At 60.5% G+C, this 21,130-nt stretch carries 20 protein-coding genes; 11 read left to right on the top strand and 9 right to left on the bottom strand.

The annotated features are described in order from the left end of the window. Positions 1–2: 2 nt before the first annotated feature. From KY459_09725 to KY459_09710, 4 genes are read left to right on the top strand one after another with little or no spacing between them, the layout of a single operon-like run. Positions 3–2,471 (top strand): ATP-dependent Clp protease ATP-binding subunit, encoded by a 2,469-nt coding sequence (locus KY459_09725; GenBank protein MBW3564991.1) that lies wholly within the window; start codon positions 3–5, stop codon positions 2,469–2,471. Then, the gene (locus KY459_09720; GenBank protein ID MBW3564990.1) at positions 2,471–2,824 is read left to right on the top strand and encodes a histidine triad nucleotide-binding protein; all 354 of its coding nucleotides are present in this window, start codon (positions 2,471–2,473) and stop codon (positions 2,822–2,824) included. Before KY459_09725 ends, KY459_09720 begins: the two co-directional genes overlap by 1 nt. A gap of 51 nt (positions 2,825–2,875) precedes the next feature. After that, positions 2,876–3,877, top strand: coding sequence for a thiamine pyrophosphate-dependent dehydrogenase E1 component subunit alpha (locus tag KY459_09715; GenBank protein ID MBW3564989.1), 1,002 nt, complete (start codon positions 2,876–2,878; stop codon positions 3,875–3,877). After that, the gene (locus tag KY459_09710) at positions 3,874–4,860 is read left to right on the top strand and encodes an alpha-ketoacid dehydrogenase subunit beta (GenBank protein MBW3564988.1); all 987 of its coding nucleotides are present in this window, start codon (positions 3,874–3,876) and stop codon (positions 4,858–4,860) included. The genes KY459_09715 and KY459_09710 overlap by 4 nt, the downstream gene beginning before the upstream one ends. Positions 4,861–4,903: 43 nt before the next feature. On the opposite strand, the gene KY459_09705 is transcribed toward KY459_09710, so the two are convergent. From KY459_09705 to KY459_09695, 3 genes are all read right to left on the bottom strand, one after another. Beyond that, the gene (locus KY459_09705; protein MBW3564987.1) at positions 4,904–5,074 is read right to left on the bottom strand and encodes a hypothetical protein; all 171 of its coding nucleotides are present in this window, start codon (positions 5,072–5,074) and stop codon (positions 4,904–4,906) included. Positions 5,075–5,302: 228 nt separating this feature from the next. Beyond that, on the bottom strand, positions 5,303–6,538 hold the full coding sequence (locus tag KY459_09700) for a tetratricopeptide repeat protein (GenBank protein ID MBW3564986.1): 1,236 nt from the start codon (positions 6,536–6,538) through the stop codon (positions 5,303–5,305). Next, positions 6,522–7,064 (bottom strand): sigma-70 family RNA polymerase sigma factor, encoded by a 543-nt coding sequence (locus KY459_09695; GenBank protein MBW3564985.1) that lies wholly within the window; start codon positions 7,062–7,064, stop codon positions 6,522–6,524. The genes KY459_09700 and KY459_09695 overlap by 17 nt, the downstream gene beginning before the upstream one ends. 303 nt (positions 7,065–7,367) lie before the next feature. Here KY459_09695 and KY459_09690 point away from each other — a divergent pair, with 303 nt between their 5' ends. The 5 genes from KY459_09690 to KY459_09670 all read left to right on the top strand — a co-directional run bounded on the left by KY459_09690 (position 7,368) and on the right by KY459_09670 (position 13,043). Continuing rightward, positions 7,368–9,269, top strand: a complete 1,902-nt coding sequence (locus KY459_09690; protein MBW3564984.1) for a PAS domain S-box protein — start codon at positions 7,368–7,370, stop codon at positions 9,267–9,269. A gap of 45 nt (positions 9,270–9,314) precedes the next feature. Further along, complete coding sequence (locus tag KY459_09685; protein ID MBW3564983.1) at positions 9,315–9,842, top strand: DUF4112 domain-containing protein; 528 nt, start codon at positions 9,315–9,317, stop codon at positions 9,840–9,842. A 63-nt stretch (positions 9,843–9,905) separates the two neighbouring features. Continuing rightward, positions 9,906–11,345 (top strand): YihY family inner membrane protein, encoded by a 1,440-nt coding sequence (locus KY459_09680; protein ID MBW3564982.1) that lies wholly within the window; start codon positions 9,906–9,908, stop codon positions 11,343–11,345. 209 nt (positions 11,346–11,554) lie between these two features. Then, complete coding sequence (locus KY459_09675) at positions 11,555–12,613, top strand: DUF2029 domain-containing protein (protein ID MBW3564981.1); 1,059 nt, start codon at positions 11,555–11,557, stop codon at positions 12,611–12,613. A 1-nt stretch (position 12,614) separates the two neighbouring features. Further along, positions 12,615–13,043 (top strand): BrxA/BrxB family bacilliredoxin, encoded by a 429-nt coding sequence (locus KY459_09670; protein ID MBW3564980.1) that lies wholly within the window; start codon positions 12,615–12,617, stop codon positions 13,041–13,043. A 125-nt stretch (positions 13,044–13,168) separates the two neighbouring features. On the opposite strand, the gene KY459_09665 is transcribed toward KY459_09670, so the two are convergent. Both KY459_09665 and KY459_09660 read right to left on the bottom strand, forming a co-directional pair. Then, on the bottom strand, positions 13,169–14,188 hold the full coding sequence (locus KY459_09665) for an ATP-grasp domain-containing protein (GenBank protein ID MBW3564979.1): 1,020 nt from the start codon (positions 14,186–14,188) through the stop codon (positions 13,169–13,171). Between the two features lie 157 nt (positions 14,189–14,345). Continuing rightward, entirely contained in the window at positions 14,346–16,301 is a 1,956-nt protein-coding gene (locus KY459_09660; protein ID MBW3564978.1) for a SpoIIE family protein phosphatase, read from the bottom strand. A gap of 83 nt (positions 16,302–16,384) precedes the next feature. On the opposite strand from KY459_09660, the gene KY459_09655 reads away from it, so the two are divergent. Both KY459_09655 and xth read left to right on the top strand, forming a co-directional pair. Continuing rightward, positions 16,385–17,353 carry a hypothetical protein gene (locus tag KY459_09655; protein MBW3564977.1) on the top strand — a complete coding sequence of 323 codons (969 nt, stop codon included), beginning with the start codon at positions 16,385–16,387 and terminating at the stop codon, positions 17,351–17,353. After that, on the top strand, positions 17,350–18,120 hold the full coding sequence (gene xth, locus KY459_09650) for an exodeoxyribonuclease III (GenBank protein ID MBW3564976.1): 771 nt from the start codon (positions 17,350–17,352) through the stop codon (positions 18,118–18,120). The genes KY459_09655 and xth overlap by 4 nt, the downstream gene beginning before the upstream one ends. Here the strand turns inward: xth and KY459_09645 are convergent. Genes KY459_09645 through KY459_09630 form a run of 4 tightly spaced genes read right to left on the bottom strand, consistent with a single transcriptional unit; the run spans position 18,063 to position 21,127 of the window. Then, entirely contained in the window at positions 18,063–19,301 is a 1,239-nt protein-coding gene (locus tag KY459_09645; protein MBW3564975.1) for an MFS transporter, read from the bottom strand. The genes xth and KY459_09645 overlap by 58 nt on opposite strands. Continuing rightward, the gene (locus KY459_09640; GenBank protein ID MBW3564974.1) at positions 19,285–19,920 is read right to left on the bottom strand and encodes an alpha/beta fold hydrolase; all 636 of its coding nucleotides are present in this window, start codon (positions 19,918–19,920) and stop codon (positions 19,285–19,287) included. The genes KY459_09645 and KY459_09640 overlap by 17 nt, the downstream gene beginning before the upstream one ends. Before the next feature lie 36 nt (positions 19,921–19,956). Further along, the gene (gene msrA / locus KY459_09635; GenBank protein MBW3564973.1) at positions 19,957–20,643 is read right to left on the bottom strand and encodes a peptide-methionine (S)-S-oxide reductase MsrA; all 687 of its coding nucleotides are present in this window, start codon (positions 20,641–20,643) and stop codon (positions 19,957–19,959) included. Further along, positions 20,627–21,127 (bottom strand): zinc ribbon domain-containing protein, encoded by a 501-nt coding sequence (locus tag KY459_09630; GenBank protein MBW3564972.1) that lies wholly within the window; start codon positions 21,125–21,127, stop codon positions 20,627–20,629. The genes msrA and KY459_09630 overlap by 17 nt, the downstream gene beginning before the upstream one ends. Between the last annotated feature and the right edge of the window lie 3 nt (positions 21,128–21,130).

Here is a 21,130-nt window from a genome sequence, read left to right as displayed (position 1 = left end):
GTATGTTCGAAAAATACAACGAGAAGGCACGAAGAGCACTTTTCTTCGCACGCTACGAAGCGTCCAAGCTCGGCTCGCGAGTGATCGAGAGCGAGCATGTTCTGCTCGGAATCCTTCGAGAAGGCGAAGAGATCATCAAGGACATCTTCGCTCGCTTCAACGTCAAGCCCGAACAGATCCGTCGCGAAGTCGAAGGAGACCGTCTGTTCGTCGACAGAATTTCATCATCGGCCGAGCTCCCTCTCTCCGAGGAGTCGAAAAAGATTCTCGCTTACGCCTCGCACGAGGCCGAATCGATGCTCCACTCCTACGTCGGGACGGAACATCTCCTGATCGGGATTCTTCGAGTGGAGAGCTCGACCGCCGCCCGGATTCTGCTCTCCAAGGGTCTCAACGTTTACGGCATCCGTGAGGAGACCATTGCCATACTCAAGGAGAAGGAAGTCGACAAACAGAAGAAGGAGCTTCCCTTTCTCGCGGAATACTCGCGCGACCTGACCCAACTCGCCTCCCAGCGCATCTTCGATCCTCTGATCGGCCGCGAGAAGGAAGTTGACCGGATCATCCAGATTTTGTCGCGACGGACGAAGAACAATCCGATCCTTCTGGGGGAGCCCGGCGTCGGAAAGACGGCGATCGTCGAGGGCCTGGCCCAGAGAATCGTCGACGGCGATGTTCCTCTGTTCATCGCCAACAAGAGGATTCTTTCACTCGATCTCTCGCTGATTGTCGCAGGGACGAAGTATCGAGGTCAGTTCGAAGAACGGCTGAAGGGCGTCATCAAGGAGCTCCGCGAGAACACCGACATCATCGTTTTCATTGACGAGATTCACTCGCTGATCGGTGCCGGTTCGGCAGAAGGTTCTCTCGACGCTGCGAACATTCTCAAGCCGGCCCTCTCCCGCGGAGAGATTTCCTGCGTCGGCGCCACGACGATTCGAGAGTACCGGCGCTACATCGAAAAGGACCGATCTCTGCTGCGCCGTTTTCAGGCAATTAACGTGGCCCCGCCCAGCGAATACGAAACGCTCGAGATTCTGGACGGCGTGAAGGGTCGCTACGAAAGCTTTCACAAGGTCAGATACTCCGATCAGGCGATCAGATCCGCCGTATTTCAGTCCAACCGTTACATCACCGATCGCTTCTTCCCCGACAAGGCCATCGACATTCTCGACGAGGCAGGCGCTCGCGTGAAACTTCGTCGCGTCGCCGACACCCAGAACCTGCGGCGGCTCGAAACCGAGGTGCGGGAGGTCGTCAAGGAAATGAAGAAGGCGATCTCGGACAAGGACTTCGAAAAGGCCGTCTTCCTGCGAGAACGCGAGATCGAGCTCAAAGAGGAAGTCGAGACGTTCAAGAACGAGCGCGAGGACCTCGCCGAAGAAACAGTCGAGGTGACCCAGCGGGACATCGAAGAGATCATTTCGTCGTGGACTGACATCCCGGTCGCCACCATCGAGGCCGACGAGGCGGCCCGACTGATCAAGATGGAAGAGACGCTCAAGCGGAGAGTAGTCGGTCAGGATGCCGCCATCGAGGCGATCTCGAGAGCGATCCGCCGCTCCCGCCTGGGGGTATCGTCACCAAACAGGCCCGTAGGCTCCTTCATCTTTCTCGGAAGCTCGGGCGTCGGCAAGACCGAAGTCGCCAAACGCCTCGCGGAGTTTCTCTTCGGCTCGGTCAAGCATCTCGTTCGGTTCGACATGTCGGAGTACATGGAAAAGCACGCCATCTCGAAACTGATCGGGTCCCCTCCGGGATACGTCGGTCATGAAGAAGGGGGTCAACTTACCGAGCGGGTTCGCCGCAATCCCTACTCGGTCGTTCTGCTCGACGAGATCGAAAAAGCACATCCCGACATTGCAAACATCCTCCTGCAGATTCTCGAGGATGGGACCCTCACCGACTCGCTCGGCAACCAGGTCGATTTCAGGAACAGCCTGATCATCATGACCTCGAATCTCGGCACTCGGCTTCTGGCCACCAAGGGAACCCTCGGCTTCCGCGAATCCACTTCCGACAATCAATTGCGGGATGTCGAGCAGACGATCACCGCTGAGCTGAAGCGTGCGTTTTCGCCCGAATTCATCAACCGGATCGACGACGTCGTCGTGTTCCGCTCGCTCGGTCGTACTGAGATGACCGAGATCTGTAAGTTGCTCATCGCGGACGTCAACCAGGCGATTTCCGCAAGAGCCATCACCGTGGAAGTCGATTCCGAAGTCGTCGAATGGCTCATCGATCGGGCTTCCGAGGAATCCAACTCCGGTGCGAGACCCTTGAGGCGAGCGATCCAGCGTCATATCGAAGACGAGCTTTCGGAACTGCTCATTCGCAACGTCGAGATCCCGCCGCACCATGTGGACTTCCGGATGGTCGACGGAGTCGTGACCCCCATCCCCGGTTACGAAACTTTCTCTGACAGGGAGGAAGAGGAGAGCGCTCCGGTCGAAGTCGAGGACAATCACTGATGCCGCGCGAAGCTTCCTGCCTGTTCTGCAGGATCCTCCGTGGGGAAATCCCCGCAAAGAAGGTGAATGAAACCGAGGCGACCTTCGCGTTCGAGGACATCAATCCACAGGCTCCGACGCACATTCTGGTGATCCCGAAAAAACACATTGCATCGCTGGCCGAGATCGATGAATCGAATTCGGCCGAGATGGGAATCCTCATATCCGACGTTGCCGCGATCGCTCGCGAACAGATGCTCGAGGCCGAGGGCTACAGAGTCGTGATCAATTGCGGTCCTTCAGCGGGGCAGACCGTCTACCACATCCATGCTCACATCCTCGGAGGCCGCACGCTCAAGTGGCCGCCCGGTTGACCCGGTTGCTGACCGTTCCGGAGTTATAATCCCGCCCGCGCCGCACTCTCCATGACCCCCGATCGCAAGGTTCTGCTCGATCTCTACTACTACATGCGTCTGACTCGGACGCTGGAGGAGCGTCTCGTCGCCCTTTTTCGCCAATCGAGGGTCATCGGCGGCCTCTACCGGTCGCTCGGGCAGGAGGGGGAGGCGGTCGGGGCGGCCTACGCACTCGATTTCAAGAATGGCGACCTCGTCGCACCGCTGATCAGAAACCTCGGTTCCATGCTCGTGGCCGGCGCAAAACCCGTCGAGATCATCCGTCAGTACATGGGCAAGGGCGATTCCCCGTCGCGCGGTCGCGACCTGAATATTCACTTCGCCGATCTCGAGAGAGGATTCATCGGTCCGATTTCTCCTCTGGGCGACATGATCCCGGTCATGGCCGGAGCACTGCTGGCGGCGCGAATGCAAAACCGTCCCATCGTGGCAATGGCGTTCATCGGTGACGGTGGCGCGTCTACGGGCGCATTCGCCGAAGGGATGAACTTCGCAACCGTGCAGAAGCTCCCGCTCGTCGTGATCCTGGAGAACAACGGCTACGCCTACTCCACCCCGACTCGTCAGCAGTCCGCACTCCTTCGCCTTGCAGACAAAGCGATCGGTTTCGGCTGCCATGGAGAAACCGTCGACGGTAACGATCCGGTCGCCGTTCACGAGGCTGCCCGCCGGGCCGTCTCACGAGGCCGCGAAGGAGGCGGCGTTTCCCTCATCGAGGTCGTGACATTCCGGATCAAAGGACACGCGGAGCATGACAACCAGTCGTACGTACCGAAGGAAGAGATCTCCAGATGGGCCGCGAAAGATCCTTTCGTGAGTCTGATGTCTCACATCGAAGCCAACGGACGAATCAGCCTGCAGGATCTGGAAGAGCTCGATCAGCGTGCGAAAACCGAAGTCGACCAGGCAACCGACGAAGCCGAGGCTTCGCCAATGCCGGAGGGCTCCGAGGCCGAGCTCGGGACTTTCAATGATGGATTCTGGGAGAGAGCTCCGGTGACTCGACAATGAGCACCGACAGTGAAGGCACACTGTACGTCGACGCGATCCGGGAAGCGATGTTCGAGGAGATGGAGCGGGACGAACGGGTTTTTCTGATCGGCGAGGATGTCGGCGCATACGGCGGCGCCTTCAAAACGAGCGCCGGCCTGATGGAGCGATTCGGTCCCGGCCGCGTCATCGACACCCCGATCTCGGAAGTAGCGATCGTCGGTGCTGCCGCCGGCGCGGCGATGATGGGGATGCGACCGATCGCGGAGATGCAGTTCATCGACTTTGTGTCGGTCGCCTTCAATTCGCTCGTCAACTACGCTGCCAAACTCCGTTACCGCGTCGGCGTGGCGTGTCCGATCGTCGTTCGCGGACCCTCGGGCGGTGGGGTTCACGCCGGACCGTTTCACTCTCTGAGCGGCGAAAACTATTTCGTGAACGTACCGGGGCTGAAAATCGTCTATCCCTCGACGTCTCACGACGCCAAGGGTTTGCTGAAATCAGCGATACGTGACGAGGATCCGGTCCTGTTTCTCGAGCACAAAATGCTCTACCGGCGCGTCCGCGAGGTCCTGCCGAAGGACGAATACACCGTACCGATCGGCAAGGCCCGGCTCGTCCGGGAGGGCTCGGACATCACGATTCTCACTTTCGGCGGCATGGTCCCGCTTGCCGAAGAGGCCGCGGAGCACCTCGACCGGGACGGGGTCCGCACCGAGGTCATCGACCTGCGCACGATCAAACCCTACGACCGCGACGCAGTTCTCGCGTCGGTCCGTAAAACGAACCGCCTGGTCGTTCTGCAGGAGGCTCCGCTGACCGGAGGATTCGGAGCGGAGATCGCCGCGTGTGTGGCAGAACATGCTTTCGACTGGCTCGATGCTCCGATCTCCAGGGTGGCAGCACTCGATACACCCGTCCCGTACTCGCCAAATCTCGAAAAACACTATCTGCCGAGCCTGGAGAGGCTCCTCCGAACTGCCCGGGAAACCCTGACGTATTGAAACGCGAAGGCCGCCCGGAGATACGGACGGCCTTCGCTGCTGTTCAGCCGCCAGGTACCGACATCACGTCGTACGCCACCGGTAGCCACTGGCTCACGATGACCATCACGTCGCCCAGCCGGGTTCCGATCTCCTCCGGCTGGAAGTGACTACCGAAAAAGCCAAAGGTGAAGACAAACGCACTGCTTCGTCCGAATTTGTACAGACCTTTCATAATCCCTCTCCTTTTCACGCGTTCCGCGTGGTTGATTGACCAGAGAGAGGGCGCCCTCTGAAAAAGGAGAGTCAGCCGGCAGGATTTTCATACCCCCTGACCCAAAGATTTTTTCGCAAAAATGGAAGGGCGGGCGATCGAGGAGGGTGAATCCCAACAATCTAAAAGACTTACGATTCGGTCGTCGTGGCGCTGCTCGTCGAGAGAAAGCGCTTCCGCGCCTGACGTTCAGTTGATGGTGGGCGCCTGGAACGAAATTGCCGGGCCCGCGGCGGGTATCACGAGTGCCACCTCGGCTCGGAGCGACTGGAGTCCGCTCGCCTCGAGCGGCTGGACCCGGGCAAGCTCCCGCATCGCCGCAAGCAGTTTCTTCCGGGTCGGCACGGGACGAAGCGACATTTCGGATATTGCCCGCTCGAGCAAGCGACGGGCCTCGTCGATTTTGTTCTGAACGAGGAGAATCTCGACCAGATCGAGAGCCGCGAGCGTGAAATCTTGCACCATCGACAGAGAGGAGAGCTCATCCACAACCAGACGCAATCTCTTCTCGCTCGATTCGAAATCACCCCGTCGGGCCGTCAGGTTTGCAAGCGACCACTCCGCCCTGATGGACTCCGCCCGCGCACCGAGGCGTTTCCAGCCTTCCCTGGCATGGACCAATGCGATCGATGCCTCGTCGTACTCGCCGAGGCCGCTCGAGGCCCCGGCCAGGTTCATCCAGACCCTCGCCTCGAGCTCCGCATCCTCGAGGTCCTGCACGATCGGAAGCAACCGACGAAAGATCATGCACGCCTCGGCGTTACGTCCCGCGCTGAAAAGAACTGCGCCTCGGAGAACGTCTGTATGGATCACCCTGACGCTCTCGCCGAACTCCTCGAAGATCGGGCTGCATCGGTCGATCATCTCGAGAGCTTCATCGAGCTCCCCGATCTCGCGATAGATCGTTGCATCGATGTAATCCAGAATCGCCAGATCGAAATCCGCCGCAGCGCTCTCCCTGGCCACCGTTCGCGCTCCCCGAGTGGCCGCGAGCGCTTCATCATACCGGCCGAGAACCCGCAGAGCATTGGCGCGTTCCTTCTGCGCCATACCGAGAGCCGCGCGTACGGCCTCTTCCTCGTAGCGACCGCAAAGGGCGAGGACGTCATTTCTCGCCCGGGTGGCAAGCTCGAGTGCGAGCGTCGGATCGTCGCTCATCACTGCTCTCGAGCGCCGGCAGTCGGCGTGGACTTTCCCGAGAGGAGTATCGGCATCATCGATCTCGGCCGCGAGACGGGTGAGCGCCTCGACCCTTTCCTCAGTCGTCCGGCCGCGATTCCAACTCAGCCGGTCACTGAGCGCGCGCGTCAGCCAACGGAGATCGCGAAGCGTAGAGGAGCAACTCGCGCAGCTCTCGATGTGCTCGACGCTGCTCTCTCCCCGGCCTTCGAGGACTTCCAGGATTTCGTCAATCTCGCAATGCACGTGTGTTTTCCAGTTTATGACAGATCTCCAGGGCGCGCGCAAGACACTTGTGAACGAGTTTCTGGGCGTAACCTGGCGTGGTCTCGAGCTCGACCGCCATTTCCCGGGTGGTCTGTCCGCTGTAATAGCGCATTTTCAGAATCCCGCGACAACGCTCGTCGAGCCTGTCGAGGATCTGCCCCGCCAGGTGCTGTCGAATCTCGTCGTCCTGTTCCTGTCGCGGCTCATCCCGGATCTCGTCGAAAGACACTTCGAAGCTCGGCCCCGCCGCGCGGAGCCGGCGCGCTCCATTCATCAGGCTTGCGACCAGATACGCCCGGGGGTCCCTCACCTTCTCTGCACGGACGAGGTACCTCACGAGAACGTTCTGCACGAGTGAATCCACTTCGTCGTCGGGGAGGCTGAAACGGCTCCGCGCCAGACCCCGGAGCAGCGGCAGGGCGTCGCGAACGATGTCGTCGACGGCCCCTGGAGGACGGCCATCGGAAGCTCCTCCGGCCCGCTCGGGGGTATGAAAATCAAACACCGATACTCTCCTTGATCGATGACATCATACAACCGGTCCGGCCAAGCCCGACTGCACAACGAAGTCCAGACCCTGATCCTCGAGGCCGTCTTCGCTGGTGATCCTCATCAGTGGCTGTTTTACCTGCTCATTCTCGGCAGCCCGGCTCAACGGTCCGACGACCTTCCGTTCGTGCTCCGCAGGATCTGTGGTGATCGGGATGCTGAAAGCAATAGAATAGTCGCGGCGTAGCGAGCGTAGTGGGCGGGTCTCTCTGTCCGGAACCCGATAACGTTCAACTGCGGGCAAACTTCCGAGCGACTGATGATTCGATTGCTGCTCATCGAGAACGGGCGGGAAAACGCTCTCCTGGTGCGCCGGGAGATCCTAAAGCTCTCTCGCTCAGTCGAAATCGTCGAGGTGACCAGCCGCAGCGAGCTGAAAGCACTCGGCTCATGCGCGGTTTTCGACCTCGTCCTCGCAAACCCTGCTGTGGCCCCGACTCAGGTGACCGACCTCGTTTCCCGGCTTTCCGAAGAGCTCCCCGACCTGCCGCTGATCCTCCTCTCGGATGAACGTGACGTCGAGACCTCGATGCGGCTGATGAAGTTCGGTGCCCGCTGCGTTTTGAACAGGGCACGTGTTCCGGAGCTGGCCGGCACGATCAAGAAGGAGCTCGACAAACGAGACCTCCGGCAACGAATTTCGGCATTCAACACGGCTCTGCGCAGCTCGGAGCTGAGGTTTTCGGCAAGTTTCCTTCAATCCGCGGTCGGAATCGCTCACATCACACCCTCGCTCGCATTCTCCCAGGTGAACCACAGCTACGCCGAGATGGTCGGACGGGACACGGTGGAGATCATCGGAAAGAGCTGGGCCGAGGTTTATCCCGGCGAGCCTGACTTCGGCCTGGCCATCGATGCGATTGCACGCGGCCAGCTGGATGCCTGGGAAGGAGAGCGGAGGCTCGATCTCCCGGACGGCTCGATTCGGTGGTTCGCCAGCTCGATTTCACCCGTTCGCGACGACGATGGCCAGATTCTCTTCTACAGCGAAGTCATGACCGATATCAGCGAAAGAAGGGAAAGCGAACGACGGAATCTGCGAGCGACCGCGCTCAGCGAGACGATTCTGCAGTCCACCCTGGACGGCATCTGCGCGGTCGACTCCGCAGGGAAGAGCATCTTCATGAATTCGGCTGCAGCCCGGGCTCTCGGTTCCGAGGATGCTGAGGGAGTCGATTTTCACACCCTCGTGCACCCGCGATGCGACGACGAAGGAACCTGCCCGCTGCTTCGGGCTCTCCACTCGCGGCAGATCGTCCGATACCGCTTGACGCAATTTACCCGAATCGACGGCCAGCCGTTTCAGGCCATCTTCACCTCGCTGCCCATTCTCGGTGCCGAGTCCGAGCGATGGACAGTGATCGTTTTCAGCGATGTCGCGGAACAAAAGCGCCTGCACCGGCAGATCGAGCAGTTCGGGCGTCTCGAAAATCTCGGCCTGCTCACTGAAAAGATCGCCCACGAGTTCAACAACGTCCTGATGGGGATTCTCCCGTTTGCGGAAATTCTCATGCGAAACGAGGAACAGGATCCCGGATCGAAGGACGCGACACGATTCATCCACGCGGCCGTCGAGCGCGGACACCAGATCACGCGGCAGATCCTTCAGTGCGTCCATCCTGAAGAGCCCGTGAGAAAGACGATTCGAGCCTGCGAGCTCATCGAATCCGTGATCGCTGTGCTCGAGCCGACACTCACGCCCGACATCCGCCTGATGTTCAGATACGACCAACCGGACATCGACCTCTCAGTCGACGAAAAGCAGTTGCAGCAGGTGCTGCTGAACGTTATGTCAAACTCCACCGAGGCCATGCCGCAGGGAGGCCGGATCGAAGTGCGGCTCACGACAGCGGGGAGTACAGACTCGCTGCCGGAAGCTCACTCATATGCGCGCAGCTGGGTCATGATCTCCGTGACCGACACGGGGACGGGGATGCCCCGGGACGTTCTCGCCCGGGCCTTCGAGCCGATGTTCTCGACTAAAAGAAACGCGACCGGTCTCGGACTCGCCGTTGCCAGACAGATCGTCGAGAGCCACGGCGGCGAGATCTTTGCCGAGTCGAGGCCCGGAGAAGGATCCACCGTCTACATTACTCTGAAACCTGCCAGAAAACGATTCGACGTTCCCGTCGAGGCATTCGACCCCGACAACCGCCCCTGAGGGGTCGCTTTTCGAGATTGCCCGGCAATTGCAGAGCCCCGAGCCGTGAACGAGAACGTAATCGAGCCGGAGATACTCGAACCCGACGAACGGCTGCCGTCCGATCTCCTGGCACTGAGACGGCTCGCACAGCTGCTCGACGCCGCCATCGAGATTCCCGGCACACGTCGCAAGGTTGGCCTCGCTCCGATCGTCGGCCTGGTTCCCGGTTTCGGGGACGTCGTGAGCGCCGTCTTCTCGAGCTGGATCATCATCGGAGCCCTGCGTCACCGCGTGCCGACACGAGTTCTGCTGAAGATGGTCGTCAACATACTCATCGATGTGTGGATTGGCTCGATCCCGCTTCTCGGCGACATCTTCGACTTCTTCTTTCATGAGAATCTCGGAAACGTCGAGCTTCTCTTCAGACATCGAGATATCAGCCGCCCTCCTCGAACCAATACGGAAATCGCCTTGATCGCCCTCGTCATCCTCACCACGATTCTGCTGATCGCCGTCATTCTGGCGTTCTCGGCGATCGTCGGCTTCATCTACCTGTTCGACACGATTCATCAGTCGGTGATGAGGAGTTGAGGTGCCCCATTCTGTACAATCTGTTCGGGGTGCGCAGTCTTCTGCGCCATAACCGAGATCCTCATGACGGGCCAGACCGACGAGAAGGAACCGCGACGACTCACCGATCGGCTGCGGGCGGCCCGGACCTCGTTCTGGAACTACTGGACGCTCGAGGCCCGCGAGATCTACTCGAAAAATGCCATCGGTAAGAAGCGAGGGCGTGCCGCTCTCGTCGAGACACTGCTCTTCGCTCGCGAGGTGATTCGCGAATTCTGGTCGAACGAGGGCTCGCTGCGAGCAGCTTCGCTCGCCTATACGACGCTTCTGTCTCTCGTTCCTCTGATCGTCGCCTTTTCCATCGTCATCGAGAGCTATTTCGCGCGAATCCTGCCCGATATGCGATCTCAGCTCGATTCACTTCTCAACGTCATTCTTCCCTATCAGGCACCGCAGATCGCTTCCCATCTGACACGTTTTGCCGATCAGGCTTCCACCGCTTCCGCCTTCGGTGCCATCGTGTTTCTGGTCATTTCCTTCCGCCTCTTCATGGCCGTCGAGGTGGGCTTCAATCAAATCTGGCACATCAAGAAGACCCGGAGCTACCGTCAGCGGCTGCGTGCGTTCACGATGCTCCTCTTCTGGGGTCCCATACTGATCGGTATTTCGCTGACGACCTCTGCATCTCTGGCGGGGAGCGAATATCTCGACGTCGTCATCAGGAGAACACCGCTTCCGAGCATTCTGCCGATGCTGGTGCTCTTCATTGCCTTCACCATGCTTTTCTGGCTGGTTCCCGCGACCAAGGTCAGTCTCCGGTCGGCATTTTTCGGCGCCGTCATGACGACTGTTCTGTTCGAGCTCGTCAGATTCGGATTCGGGGTTTATGCGGAATCACTCTTTGCCGGCCGGCTCAACGTGATCTACGGGGCTCTCGGACTGATCATCCTTTTTCTTCTCGCGATCGAGATTTTGTGGGTCGTCATTCTGCTCGGCGTCGTCGTCAGCTACGTTCACCAGAACCTCCAGGGAATCGTCAGGGCCAGTGAGATGTCGCTGGAGGAGCGACCCGAATACGAGCTCTATTTTGCGATACGCGCGCTGATCGAGATTGCACGACGATTCGATCAGCGGGAGGAGCCACCGTCGTCCTACCGCCTCGCTGAAATGTTCCGCGCGACCGATCAGCAGATGGCAGACATTCTCATCAAGCTCGAGCGCGCCCACCTGGCCAAGGAAATCGGCGGTGAATGGCGAGGCTGGCTCCCCGCCTGCGATCCGGATCGGATTCGCATCGAGGAAGTCGTCGATGCGATCGAAGGCGGTGCGAGACTCATTCCTCGCTATGATGAGAACGATCGGCCGCAACGCGCCATCAGCGACCTCTTCCATTTTCTCGATACGTGCCGTTCCGACGGCCTTCAGGACAACTCCATCGGTCGACTGGTTCGCGAGCTCTACGGTCCGAAGCGGCAGGATGATGCGTCAGGCAGCCTCGGCCCGGTCAGCGCGGGGGGAGCCTGAAGGACCTCGGGTCGGCAAGTGAGTCGAGGTTTTTCCTCGTCGCGTTCGTAGCGGGACTCGCCCTCCGACTTCTCCTGGTCGCTACGACTCTCGGCACCAACGATGTCCTCGCAATCGAGCTCTGGACGTCGATTGCCCGCGAGTTCGGCATAGCGGGGGCCTACAGCGTCCACTCCGCGATCAATCATCCTCCCTTATCCCTCGCGCTGATGATTCTCTATGCCCGGCTCGGGGAAGCGATCGGGCTCGCCGGAGGCGATGTGCTGCGGCTCGTCCAGACGCTCGCGGACGCTGCGACCGCTGGCTTCCTCTGCCTGATCGCAATCCGGGTGGCACCCAGGTACACGCTCCTGGCGCCCGCGATCGTACTGATCGCACCGGCATCGATTTTCGTCTCGGGATTCCACGGAAATACCGACCCGACGATGCTGATGCTCATTGCCGCCTCGCTCTGGCTTCTGGTTCGCGGAAACGCACAATGGCTTGCCGGAGTCACTCTGGCTCTCGCCGCATCGATCAAGCTCGTACCGATCGTTCTGGTACCGGTGATCCTCGCGTTCCTCGCCGGGAAGGCGCAAGGCCCCTGGCGGTTCGGACCCGCTGCTCGCTTCCTCGCTGCATTTACCGTCACCTTCGTGGTCGCGTTCATACCACCCGTTCTCGCGGGCTCGCCCCGGTATCTTCACAACGTCTTCGGATACACGCCGGCCGGAGGCGGCTGGGGAATCACCGGAATACTCCAGGAGCTCAGTCTGACTCCCGAAGGCGCATTGCGATACGGGATCGTCGAGGCCGCCGACCTCTACCACGGACTCGGAAAATGGCTGATTCTGGTCGTTGTCGGTGCGTTTGCGCTGGTATGCTTCCGGAGCGGAATTTCCCTCGAGAAGCTTCCGGCGGCAATTCATCTGAGCCTGTCGATTTTTCTCTGTCTGAGCCCCGGCTTCGGAGTCCAGTACCTCTCCTGGCTGATCCCCTTCGCAATCTTTACGCTGACCTTCCGACAGACGCTCCTGCTGGTCGCAAGCGTCTCGCTTTACCTCTACGTGACCTACACGATCTGGTGTCGCGAGCTGACGTGGTACTACGCGAACGCTCTGTGGGAAGCTCGGGGCGGGTGGATTGTGAACTGGCTGGCGATTCCGCTGTGGCTGCTCCTCGTCTGGCTTACGGTCAGCGGGGTCCGGCATCTTTCGGATTCCCCGATCAAGCGCGGGCCCGAATTATTCGAGACGGCACCGGGTTCTTTCCAGCCGAAGGAGGATTGATATGTATGACGAAATGCTGATCAAACCGATGCGCGAGGAGCTGACGGGTGTCGGGCTTTCGGAGGCGAGAACCGCGGAAGACGTAGCGGCCGCCGTCGAGAAGGAGGGTACCGTTCTGGTCGTCGTCAATTCGGTATGTGGCTGTGCGGCGGCAAATGCGAGGCCTGCGATCCGCCTCGCCGCCGATCATCCTGTGCAACCCGATCGGAAGATCACGGTTTTTGCGGGAAATGATCGAGACGCCACGATGAAGGCTCGCTCTTACTTCGTCGGCTACCGCCCTTCGTCCCCCTCGATCGCCCTGCTCAAGGATGGGCAGGTCGTCAAGATGATCGAGCGGCACCAGATCGAAGGTCGTGAAGCCCACGACATCGCTGCGGAACTGACTGCCGCTTTCGACCGGTACTGCCCGACCACGGCTACGGCCTGAACAGGGGAGGGAGGGCCGATCGAGCCCTCCCGTTCACTTCATTTTTCCACAGTCAGAGAAAGCGGTCGCGACGATCTCGCCAGCTCGTGCATGCGGCCCGAGGTCGGCATCGGGCCGCGCACGCCTCAGTCGTACCTCAATCGCGCGAGCCTGATCTGCTCATCGATGAAATCCCGAAATCCGATTCGGGCAGCGCGCAGCTCCTGCGGGAGCAGCGAGCTCTTCGTCAGCCCCGGCAGGGTATTGGTCTCGAGATATACCGGTCCCTCGGCTCCCACGATGAAATCGCTCCTCGAATACCCATAGCATTCGAGAACCTCGTGAGCCTTTTTCGCAAAGTCGCGGCTCGCCTGCTCGACGGTCTCCGGAACCTCAGCCGGGCAGATCTCCCGAATTCCGGAGCCGAGATACTTCCCCTGGTAATCGAAGACGCGCCCTTTCTCCGCGCGGATCTCGACCGTTGGAAGCGTGATCAACTGCCCGCCGCTCTCGATTACCCCTCCCGTCAGCTCGACCCCATCGACGAACTCCTCGATGAGCCATGCGTCGTATTCATCTTCCCTGGAAGCCGAGAGAAACTCATCGAGCTCCCGGGGGCTGTCGACGATTCGCATGCCGTAGCTGGATCCTTCCTGCGCGGGCTTGAGCACGAGCCGGCCCGCTTCTTTCAGCAGAGCACGGATCTCGTCGGAATCTCCGTCGTCCCTGGTCCACACGATCGAACGGGCCACTCGAACCCCGTGAGCGGACACCGCGTCCTTGGCCGCCGGCTTGTCGAAAGCCAGACGACTGGCCTTCGAGCCGGAGCCGGTGAATGCGATGGTGCGCTGTTCCATCCACTCGGCGATCGTTCCGTTCTCCCCCGCTCCGCCATGCAGCCCGATGACGAACACCGCGTCGGTCAGATCATTCGCATCCAACGCCTCCGGTAACGTCTCTCCCAGCAGACGACCCTCCGGATCGAATTCTTCAACGAATACGTCGGAGTGCAAGGCAAGCGCTTTCCGATGGACCTGCAGAACTCTTCCGTCCCGCCTCCAGAACCACAGCTCCGGCTGGTCCACGATCGTCGCAAGGGTCTGGGCGGAAGCCACCGACACGAGCCTCTCTCTGCTGAGCCCTCCAAACAAAAGGATGGTACGAATCGTCATCAGCCTCCCACGTCCTTGCGGATCTGGTAGCAAGGAATCTGCCCTGCCACTCTGCGTGACACGACGTCACAGCGCTCCAGTCCGAGCGCCAGGCCCGGCAGAGAGAGCAATGGAAAGGGGTCGGGCTCGGCGGGCTGACGTCCCGCAGAGATCATGACGCCGAAGAAACCAGCATCTCGTCCTCAGTCTCGCGCTCCGGCGAGACCCGGCTCTCGCCGAGTCGGGTGAAGCGCAGGATCATCACAGTACGGTCGTCGTCGTACTCTTCCGTCCGCCCATAGCGGTCGACCGCAGCGAGAATGCGGTCCCGAACCTCGATGGGTTCCGAGCCGGCCAGTCCCTCCAGAACCGTCTCGAGCCTCTCGAAGCCGAACGGATCACCGGATGGCCCTACGGCTTCGATGATCCCGTCGGAAAGGTAGACCAGCGTGTCGCCTTCGCGAAGGTCCGTCAGCGAAGTGATCGGGCGGATGCCCGGACGGATCCCGAGAGGCAGCGACGGACCCTCGATCGGCTCCGGCGGACAACCCGCACGGAGTATGTAGGGATAGACGTGGCCGGCGTTCGTGTGAGAAATCGTCTTCGCCTCGAGATCGAAGATCGTGAACCCGAGCGTCATGAAGGCTCGCCGCTCCGTGGACTGGAAGACCAGAGCGTTCAGCCTTCGGAAAAGAGCCTCTTCGTCGGTCTGCTCTTCCACGAGCGTCGTGATCGCCGCCTTGACCATCGCCATGACGATTCCGGTCGAGAGCCCGTGTCCGGCCACATCTCCGATCGCTACCGCCACTTTGTTCTCGCTGAGAACGAACACGTCGTAATAGTCGCCGCCGATCGCTGCGGTGGGCTCGAAGTAAGCAGCAAACTCGACCCCATCGATCTCCGGTCCTTCGTCGGGAAGAAGATTCTGCTGAATCGAGGCAGCGATCTCGATTTCACTGCGCAACCGTTCCTGCTCGGCCGCCTGCTCGAGAAGCGTCGAGATCGACGCAGTCATCCGGTCGAACGAGGTCGCCACGTCTCCGAGCTGATTGGTCTGCTTCATCCCGATCCGATAACTCAGGTCCCCGCTTTCGACCGCAGCCGTCCCCTTCTGAATGCGATTCACCGCTCTCGTAATGGAAAGAATCATCCCCACCGCGACCAATGCTGTAGCCAGGTACACGAGCGCCAGCATCATCGCGACTCCCAGAACTCCGGCAAGCAGATAGTTCAGGTACCGGGAGGAGCTTCCGAGATAGAACGAAAGAAGATTCGAGTAAGGGTTGGAAATCAGAAAGAATTGCTGCTGATTCGTTTCTTCTCCCGTTTCCCAGTCGGTGAGAAAGGGAGTGAAGTCGATCCAGCTCACCCCCGCAAGGGTCGATGCATTGAAGACGAACTCGTTGATCGCCCGCCGCACCATCACCGGATCAGTCTCCATGACCTCGATCGATTCGCCGTTGCGATGCAGCGTCATGTTGAATGACCGGATTCCGCTGCGGTTCTCCAGCGAATCGCGCCACGCCTGCTGCATCGGAACAACGAGCGCCACGACTCTGCGGGAATCTCGCATCAGGTACGTCTTCGCGGAAATGACGACGGCGTGATCGCCTCGAAGCGCCGTCCCGGCAAAGGACCCGCGGCCGAGCCAGTCCGGCAGCTCCCCTTTTCCGGGATTTCGACTGTCATACACCTCGGTGACTTCCGGAAGGTCCTTCGGTACCTCTCCGGTCAGGACGTACTCGAGATTGGCCTGCTGGAGCCTCGCCATCTCCTGTTGCCGTGCCGCCCGAAACGAGGTCTGACTCATTACGCCCAGCCCGATGTATCCGGTCACGCAGACGAGGACGGCAAAGAGAAGAAAAGGCAGCAGTCCGAGAAGGAGATAACTGAGTGCCAGCCGACGGCCGACACTCCAGAACAACCGGCTGAGAACCCATCGGACGAAAACGATCGCGAGGTAAGTCGTGAGAAGGGTCGCGATCAGCACCGCCAGAACGAGAGAGAAGCTCAACATCGCCGACAGCAGGGGAACACCGGAAAACAGATCGGCCGCGGACGAAAGGATGGGAACCAGCAGGATCGAGCTGGCCCAGACAATGAGCGACCTCCTGGTTCCACGAGTCATCGGTTGAAAGGCTCCGGGTGAGATAATCCTACTCCAGAGGTTTTCGAGCGCTCGGCTCATCCGGGCTCGACCTCCCACTCACCATGGTTCGATACGGAGAAACGCGCTCAGAGTTCCGGCCTCGCCCGTCGTGGCCGGTTCTGATCATCGTTGCGACCGGCTTCCTTCTCATCGCCCGAGCGCTCGCCTCGATCGGATATTGGCTCGTCCAGACCCTTCTCGCCGTCTGGTCCGGATGGCATGGCCTGATCGTGATTTTCGTCAACGCGGTATCCGACCCATCCCTCCCTCTGTACTCCTGGCCACCTCTCGTCGGCGACTCTCAATTGATCGACGGCGTACTCGCCGGGGCAGGAATCGCGACCGCTCTCGGAATCACCTGGTTCTGGCCCGCCAGCGGGCGGCTCTCCTCCCAGATCTTCATCCGAGTCGCAGGCTTCGAGCTCATCCGGCTGTTCGCCTTCGCGCCGGCGGTCAAAACACTCGCCGGTCCCTCCCTCTCGATCTTTGCCATCGGCTCGTCAGCCGCCGCACTCCTCGCTTCCTGGCTGATCGCGACCCACCTGCTGAAAACCTTCGGACAGCCCTTCGATACGGCACGGAGAAGCACGCGAATGGCGCTGGCACTCGCAATCGGCGCAGGGTACGTCGCAATCGGCGTCCTCGAGAGTCTCGCGGGCTACGTCGAGGGGGCGATCGCCGCAACCGCAATCATTCTGATTCTCTCGTTCCGCTTTTTCCTCCAGCCACCTCGAGGACTCGAGCGGGTCCACGATTCCGAGCTGAAAACGTCGCGCTTCGCGGCGCCGGTTCTCGGGCTGGCAGCAATCTCCATTCTGATCGCGCTTTTCGGCTGCCCTCCGCTGGGCCTCGAACATCGGGCGATCACGGTACGCGACGGCAAAGTCTCGATGCGTTCGATCGACGACCTGCTGGCTGAACAACTCCGGCTGCCCGAAGGTCTCGATAAACGCGACGCGGGGTTCATTCGCTGGTCGAACGACGAGCAGCAAGCAGAACCAGAGGAAGCAACGGATCGAGCAGACCCATGAAAATCGCGACCTGGAACGTCAACGGAATTCGCGCTCGCGAAGCTCAGTACGCCGAATGGCTGGCCGAGGAGAAGCCCGACATCGTCTGCCTGCAGGAGACCAAAGCTCCACGTTCCAAGGTGCCGGAGTCGATCTGCGACGCCGACGGATACCATTGCTACTGGCATGGCTCCGGAGGTTACTCGGGGACGGCGCTACACATCCGAACCTCGCTGAGCCCGGAGCCCGGCTTTTACCATCCCGAGCTCGATTTCGAGGACCGTGTCGTCGCGGCAAGACTGGGAGACCTCGTAGTCGCTTCCATCTATCTGCCGAATGGAGGAAAGGACTTCGATGCGAAAATCCGGTTCCTTCATCAGCTCGACGACTGGATCGAGACGGAGCGCGCCGACGGGCTTCAGCTCATCCTCTGCGGTGATATGAACATCACCCGCTCGGATCAGGACGTACATCCGAAGGAGCGGAAGCCGAACGCCATCGGGCAGCTGCCCGAGGAACGCACGCTGTTCAACTCGATGATTGATCGGCACTTCGTCGATCTGGGGCGAGCGATGGCGCCGAACGACGACGGCCTGTTCACCTGGTGGGCGCCCTGGCGCAACATGCGGCAGCGCAATATCGGCTGGAGACTCGACTACATTCTCGCCACCCGTCCAGTCGCCGCCACCGCATCGAGCTGCGTCGTGCGCTCCGATGTCGGTCAGAGTGATCACGCACCCGTCGTTGCCGAGCTCGAATGGTCGCCCCGAACGAGCTCCGGAACCTGACGAAGGACGGGCAGCAGCAGAAGTGCCGGAATTCCGAGCACCACGGTCAACCAGAAGTAGGGGCCGTATCCCAGAGCCTCGGTCGCCACACCGCTCATGGCGCCCGAAAACGACCGGGTGATCACGAAAAGCGCGCTGAGGAGCGCGAACTCCGTCGCCGCGTATCGCCGATCGCAGATCGCCATCAGAAACGCGAGAAATGCCGCCGTTCCCAGACCGCTCGCGAAACTCTCGATACCGGCAGCGGAGTAAAGGCCGAGACGCGTCGCGCTCGTCGACGCCACGATCGCATAGCCCACGTTCGATGCCATCTGTGCGATCCCCATCCAGAGCAGCCCGGCCCACAAACCCTTCCGGGCAATGAACCATCCACCCAGCCAGGCGCCCAGCACCGTCAGCACCATTCCTGCCGAGATCGTCACCGCTCCGACCTCAGCCGGCGAGAAGCCGGAGTCGAGCCAGAACGTCTTGATCATCGGCAGCAGTGCCGAATCGCCCAGCCTGTACAGAAGAACCAGCGCCAGCAGAGGTCCGGCATGCCGCCGATTCAGCCAACGCCGGACACCACCGAAGACGTTCTTCTCCGCTTCGGTGGTACGTTCACTGCCGCGAGGCATGAAAAGCGTCGCGATGAAAACGATGAATGCGATGCCCGCGCAGGCCAGAAACGCGAACGACCACGAGCCCAGGCTCGCCAGCGCGACGACGCCCCCACTCAGAATCAGAGCGATCCTGAAGGCCGTCACTCGGACCGAGTTCACGAGCCCGAGCAACTTGTCCGGTGTGATCGTGATCGTCAGGGCGTCGGCGGCAATGTCCTGAGAAGCCGAGGAGATCGCGAGAAGCGTCACGAGAGTCCAGAAGACGGCCCCGTCACTCGAGCGCGTGATTCCCATCAACGACAGAATGACCACGATCGAGACGAGGGCCCACTGGATCCAATCCCGGTAACCCCCGAGCCGATCGACGAGCGGCGCCCACAGGAACTTCAGCGTCCACGCAAGGCTCACGAGACTCAGAGAGCCTACCGCCGCCAGAGAGCCACCCGAATCCCGAAGGTAGATCGGAAGCATCTCGCTGACGATTCCGTACGGAAACCCCTCGGAAAAATAGAGGACTCCTGCAATCGAGGCGACCGCGAGACCGCTTCGAGCCGCCCCTTCGTCAGAGCCGGGCTGCAATCCGGATCTCCGCGACCACTTCGCTCACGTAATCGACGAGCCGGTGATCCCCTCCATGAATCTCGCGAAAGGAAGAGCCATGCGGCAATCCGCTCTTTTTCCAGGTTTCCCACGTCTCCTTAACCCCGGCAATCGATATCGATTCGTCCTGATCGCCCATGATCACCCGGATTCTCTTTGCCGGCGTCGGAAGGTCCGCTTCGGCGAGGCTGATCTCTTCGAAGAAGCTTCGATTGATCGGCTCTTCCTTTCCCGTCCCATGATGAAAGATCTCGACTTCGGATCCGCCATCGTTCGGAAGCCAATCCACCCATCCTTCCCGGATTCCGATCGCGGGGGCGATCAGTACGAGCTCGCAGTCCCAGTCAGGCTTCCGCCGCGAGCATTCCAGAGCAATCATCGCTCCGAGAGATGAACCGACGACTACGGTCGGATTCAGGTCGGCGCGATCGACCACCGAGCCGATGATGGCCTCCCAGCTCAGCCGCCGGAATTCAGGGACATTCAGATCAGGCGCATCAAAGGTCAGTACGTCCTGCTCGAGGCGCTCCCGGATGAGCGTGACCTTCGTCGACGACGGGGATGACGCAAATCCATGCAGATAAAGTAGGCGAGTCATCGGGCCGGCTGGATCGTATCGCAGCCTGCCTCATGTTCACTCGGTGTGACCGCCCGCCTCGTCACCCCAGACCTGTGCGAGCCTCTGATCCCTTCCGCATCGCGACCTGTAGAACCGGTATCGGATCGGATTCGTCGCGTAGTAATCCTGATGATAGTCCTCGGCAGGATAAAACTCATCGAAGTCGACGATCTCGGTGACGATCGGCGATGAGAAACGGCTGGACAGCTCGCGGAGCGAATCCTCCGCGGCTTTTCTCTGGGCATCGTCGTGGACGAAAATGCCCGATCTGTATTGCGATCCCGAATCACAGAACTGCCGATTCGAAGTCAGTGGGTCGACATTCCGCCAGAACACGTACAGCAGTTCTTCATAGCTGATCCGATCGGGGTCATAGACGACCTGAACCACTTCCGCGTGGCCGGTTCGCCCTGCGGACACCTGCTCGTAGCTGGGGTTAGGTACTGTGCCACCGCTGTAGCCCGAAGTCGTCGAAATCACACCATCGAGATCATCGAACGGCTTCTCCATGCACCAGAAGCACCCGCCTGCGAACGTCGCGAGCGCGGTTTTGCCGCTCGCTCCCTCCTGACCCGTCTCGGAGCTCGCCGTCGGCGGCTGGCGGCGGTGCTCGGCAGGATTGTCCACCTGGCGGGCATTCCCGCAGCTCGAGGTCAGGATTGCGAGGGTGAGCGTAAAGGCCGATTTAAGTGCGTGGCTCACTTCTCACTTCACTCCGTGTTTCCTTCTCCTTTGATAGTGGAGTCGACGTCGAAAAGGTGCTCAGGGCATCCGAGGCGCCTGGAATGTGCATCCTGGCGTTGATTCGCCCGAGAAGGATTCTCGAGACGCGGACATCGTGCCCGAGATCGATCAAGAGAACCGCGATGTCGCCGGCACCCCACAGAAGTCCGGCGAGAACGAGAAGCCGTGTGACCTCCGACAAGAGGTCCGGCACCGCTCCGGTGCCATGCGTGGTCAGTCCCACGGCGACTTCGCCGAACATCATCAGGATCAGGAGAACCGCGAGAATCTTGAAAAGCCTGGCGATGTATCGAAGCGCAACGTACGGCTCCAGGTCGGTGTTGCGTACGATCGCTCCGGATGTGTCATCCGAGCGAGGAGGCGCCCCGCATGCATCGCACGTGGTATCGAAATCCGTTCGCTCGCTCCCGCACTCAGGGCAGTAGTCGGTGACTTGCTCCATCAG

Source organism: Acidobacteriota bacterium (assembly GCA_019347945.1).
Classification (GTDB): domain Bacteria; phylum Acidobacteriota; class Thermoanaerobaculia; order Gp7-AA8; family JAHWKK01; genus JAHWKK01.
The sequence above is the reverse complement of the archived record's forward strand: the minus strand, read 5'-3'. Positions and strand labels throughout refer to the sequence as shown.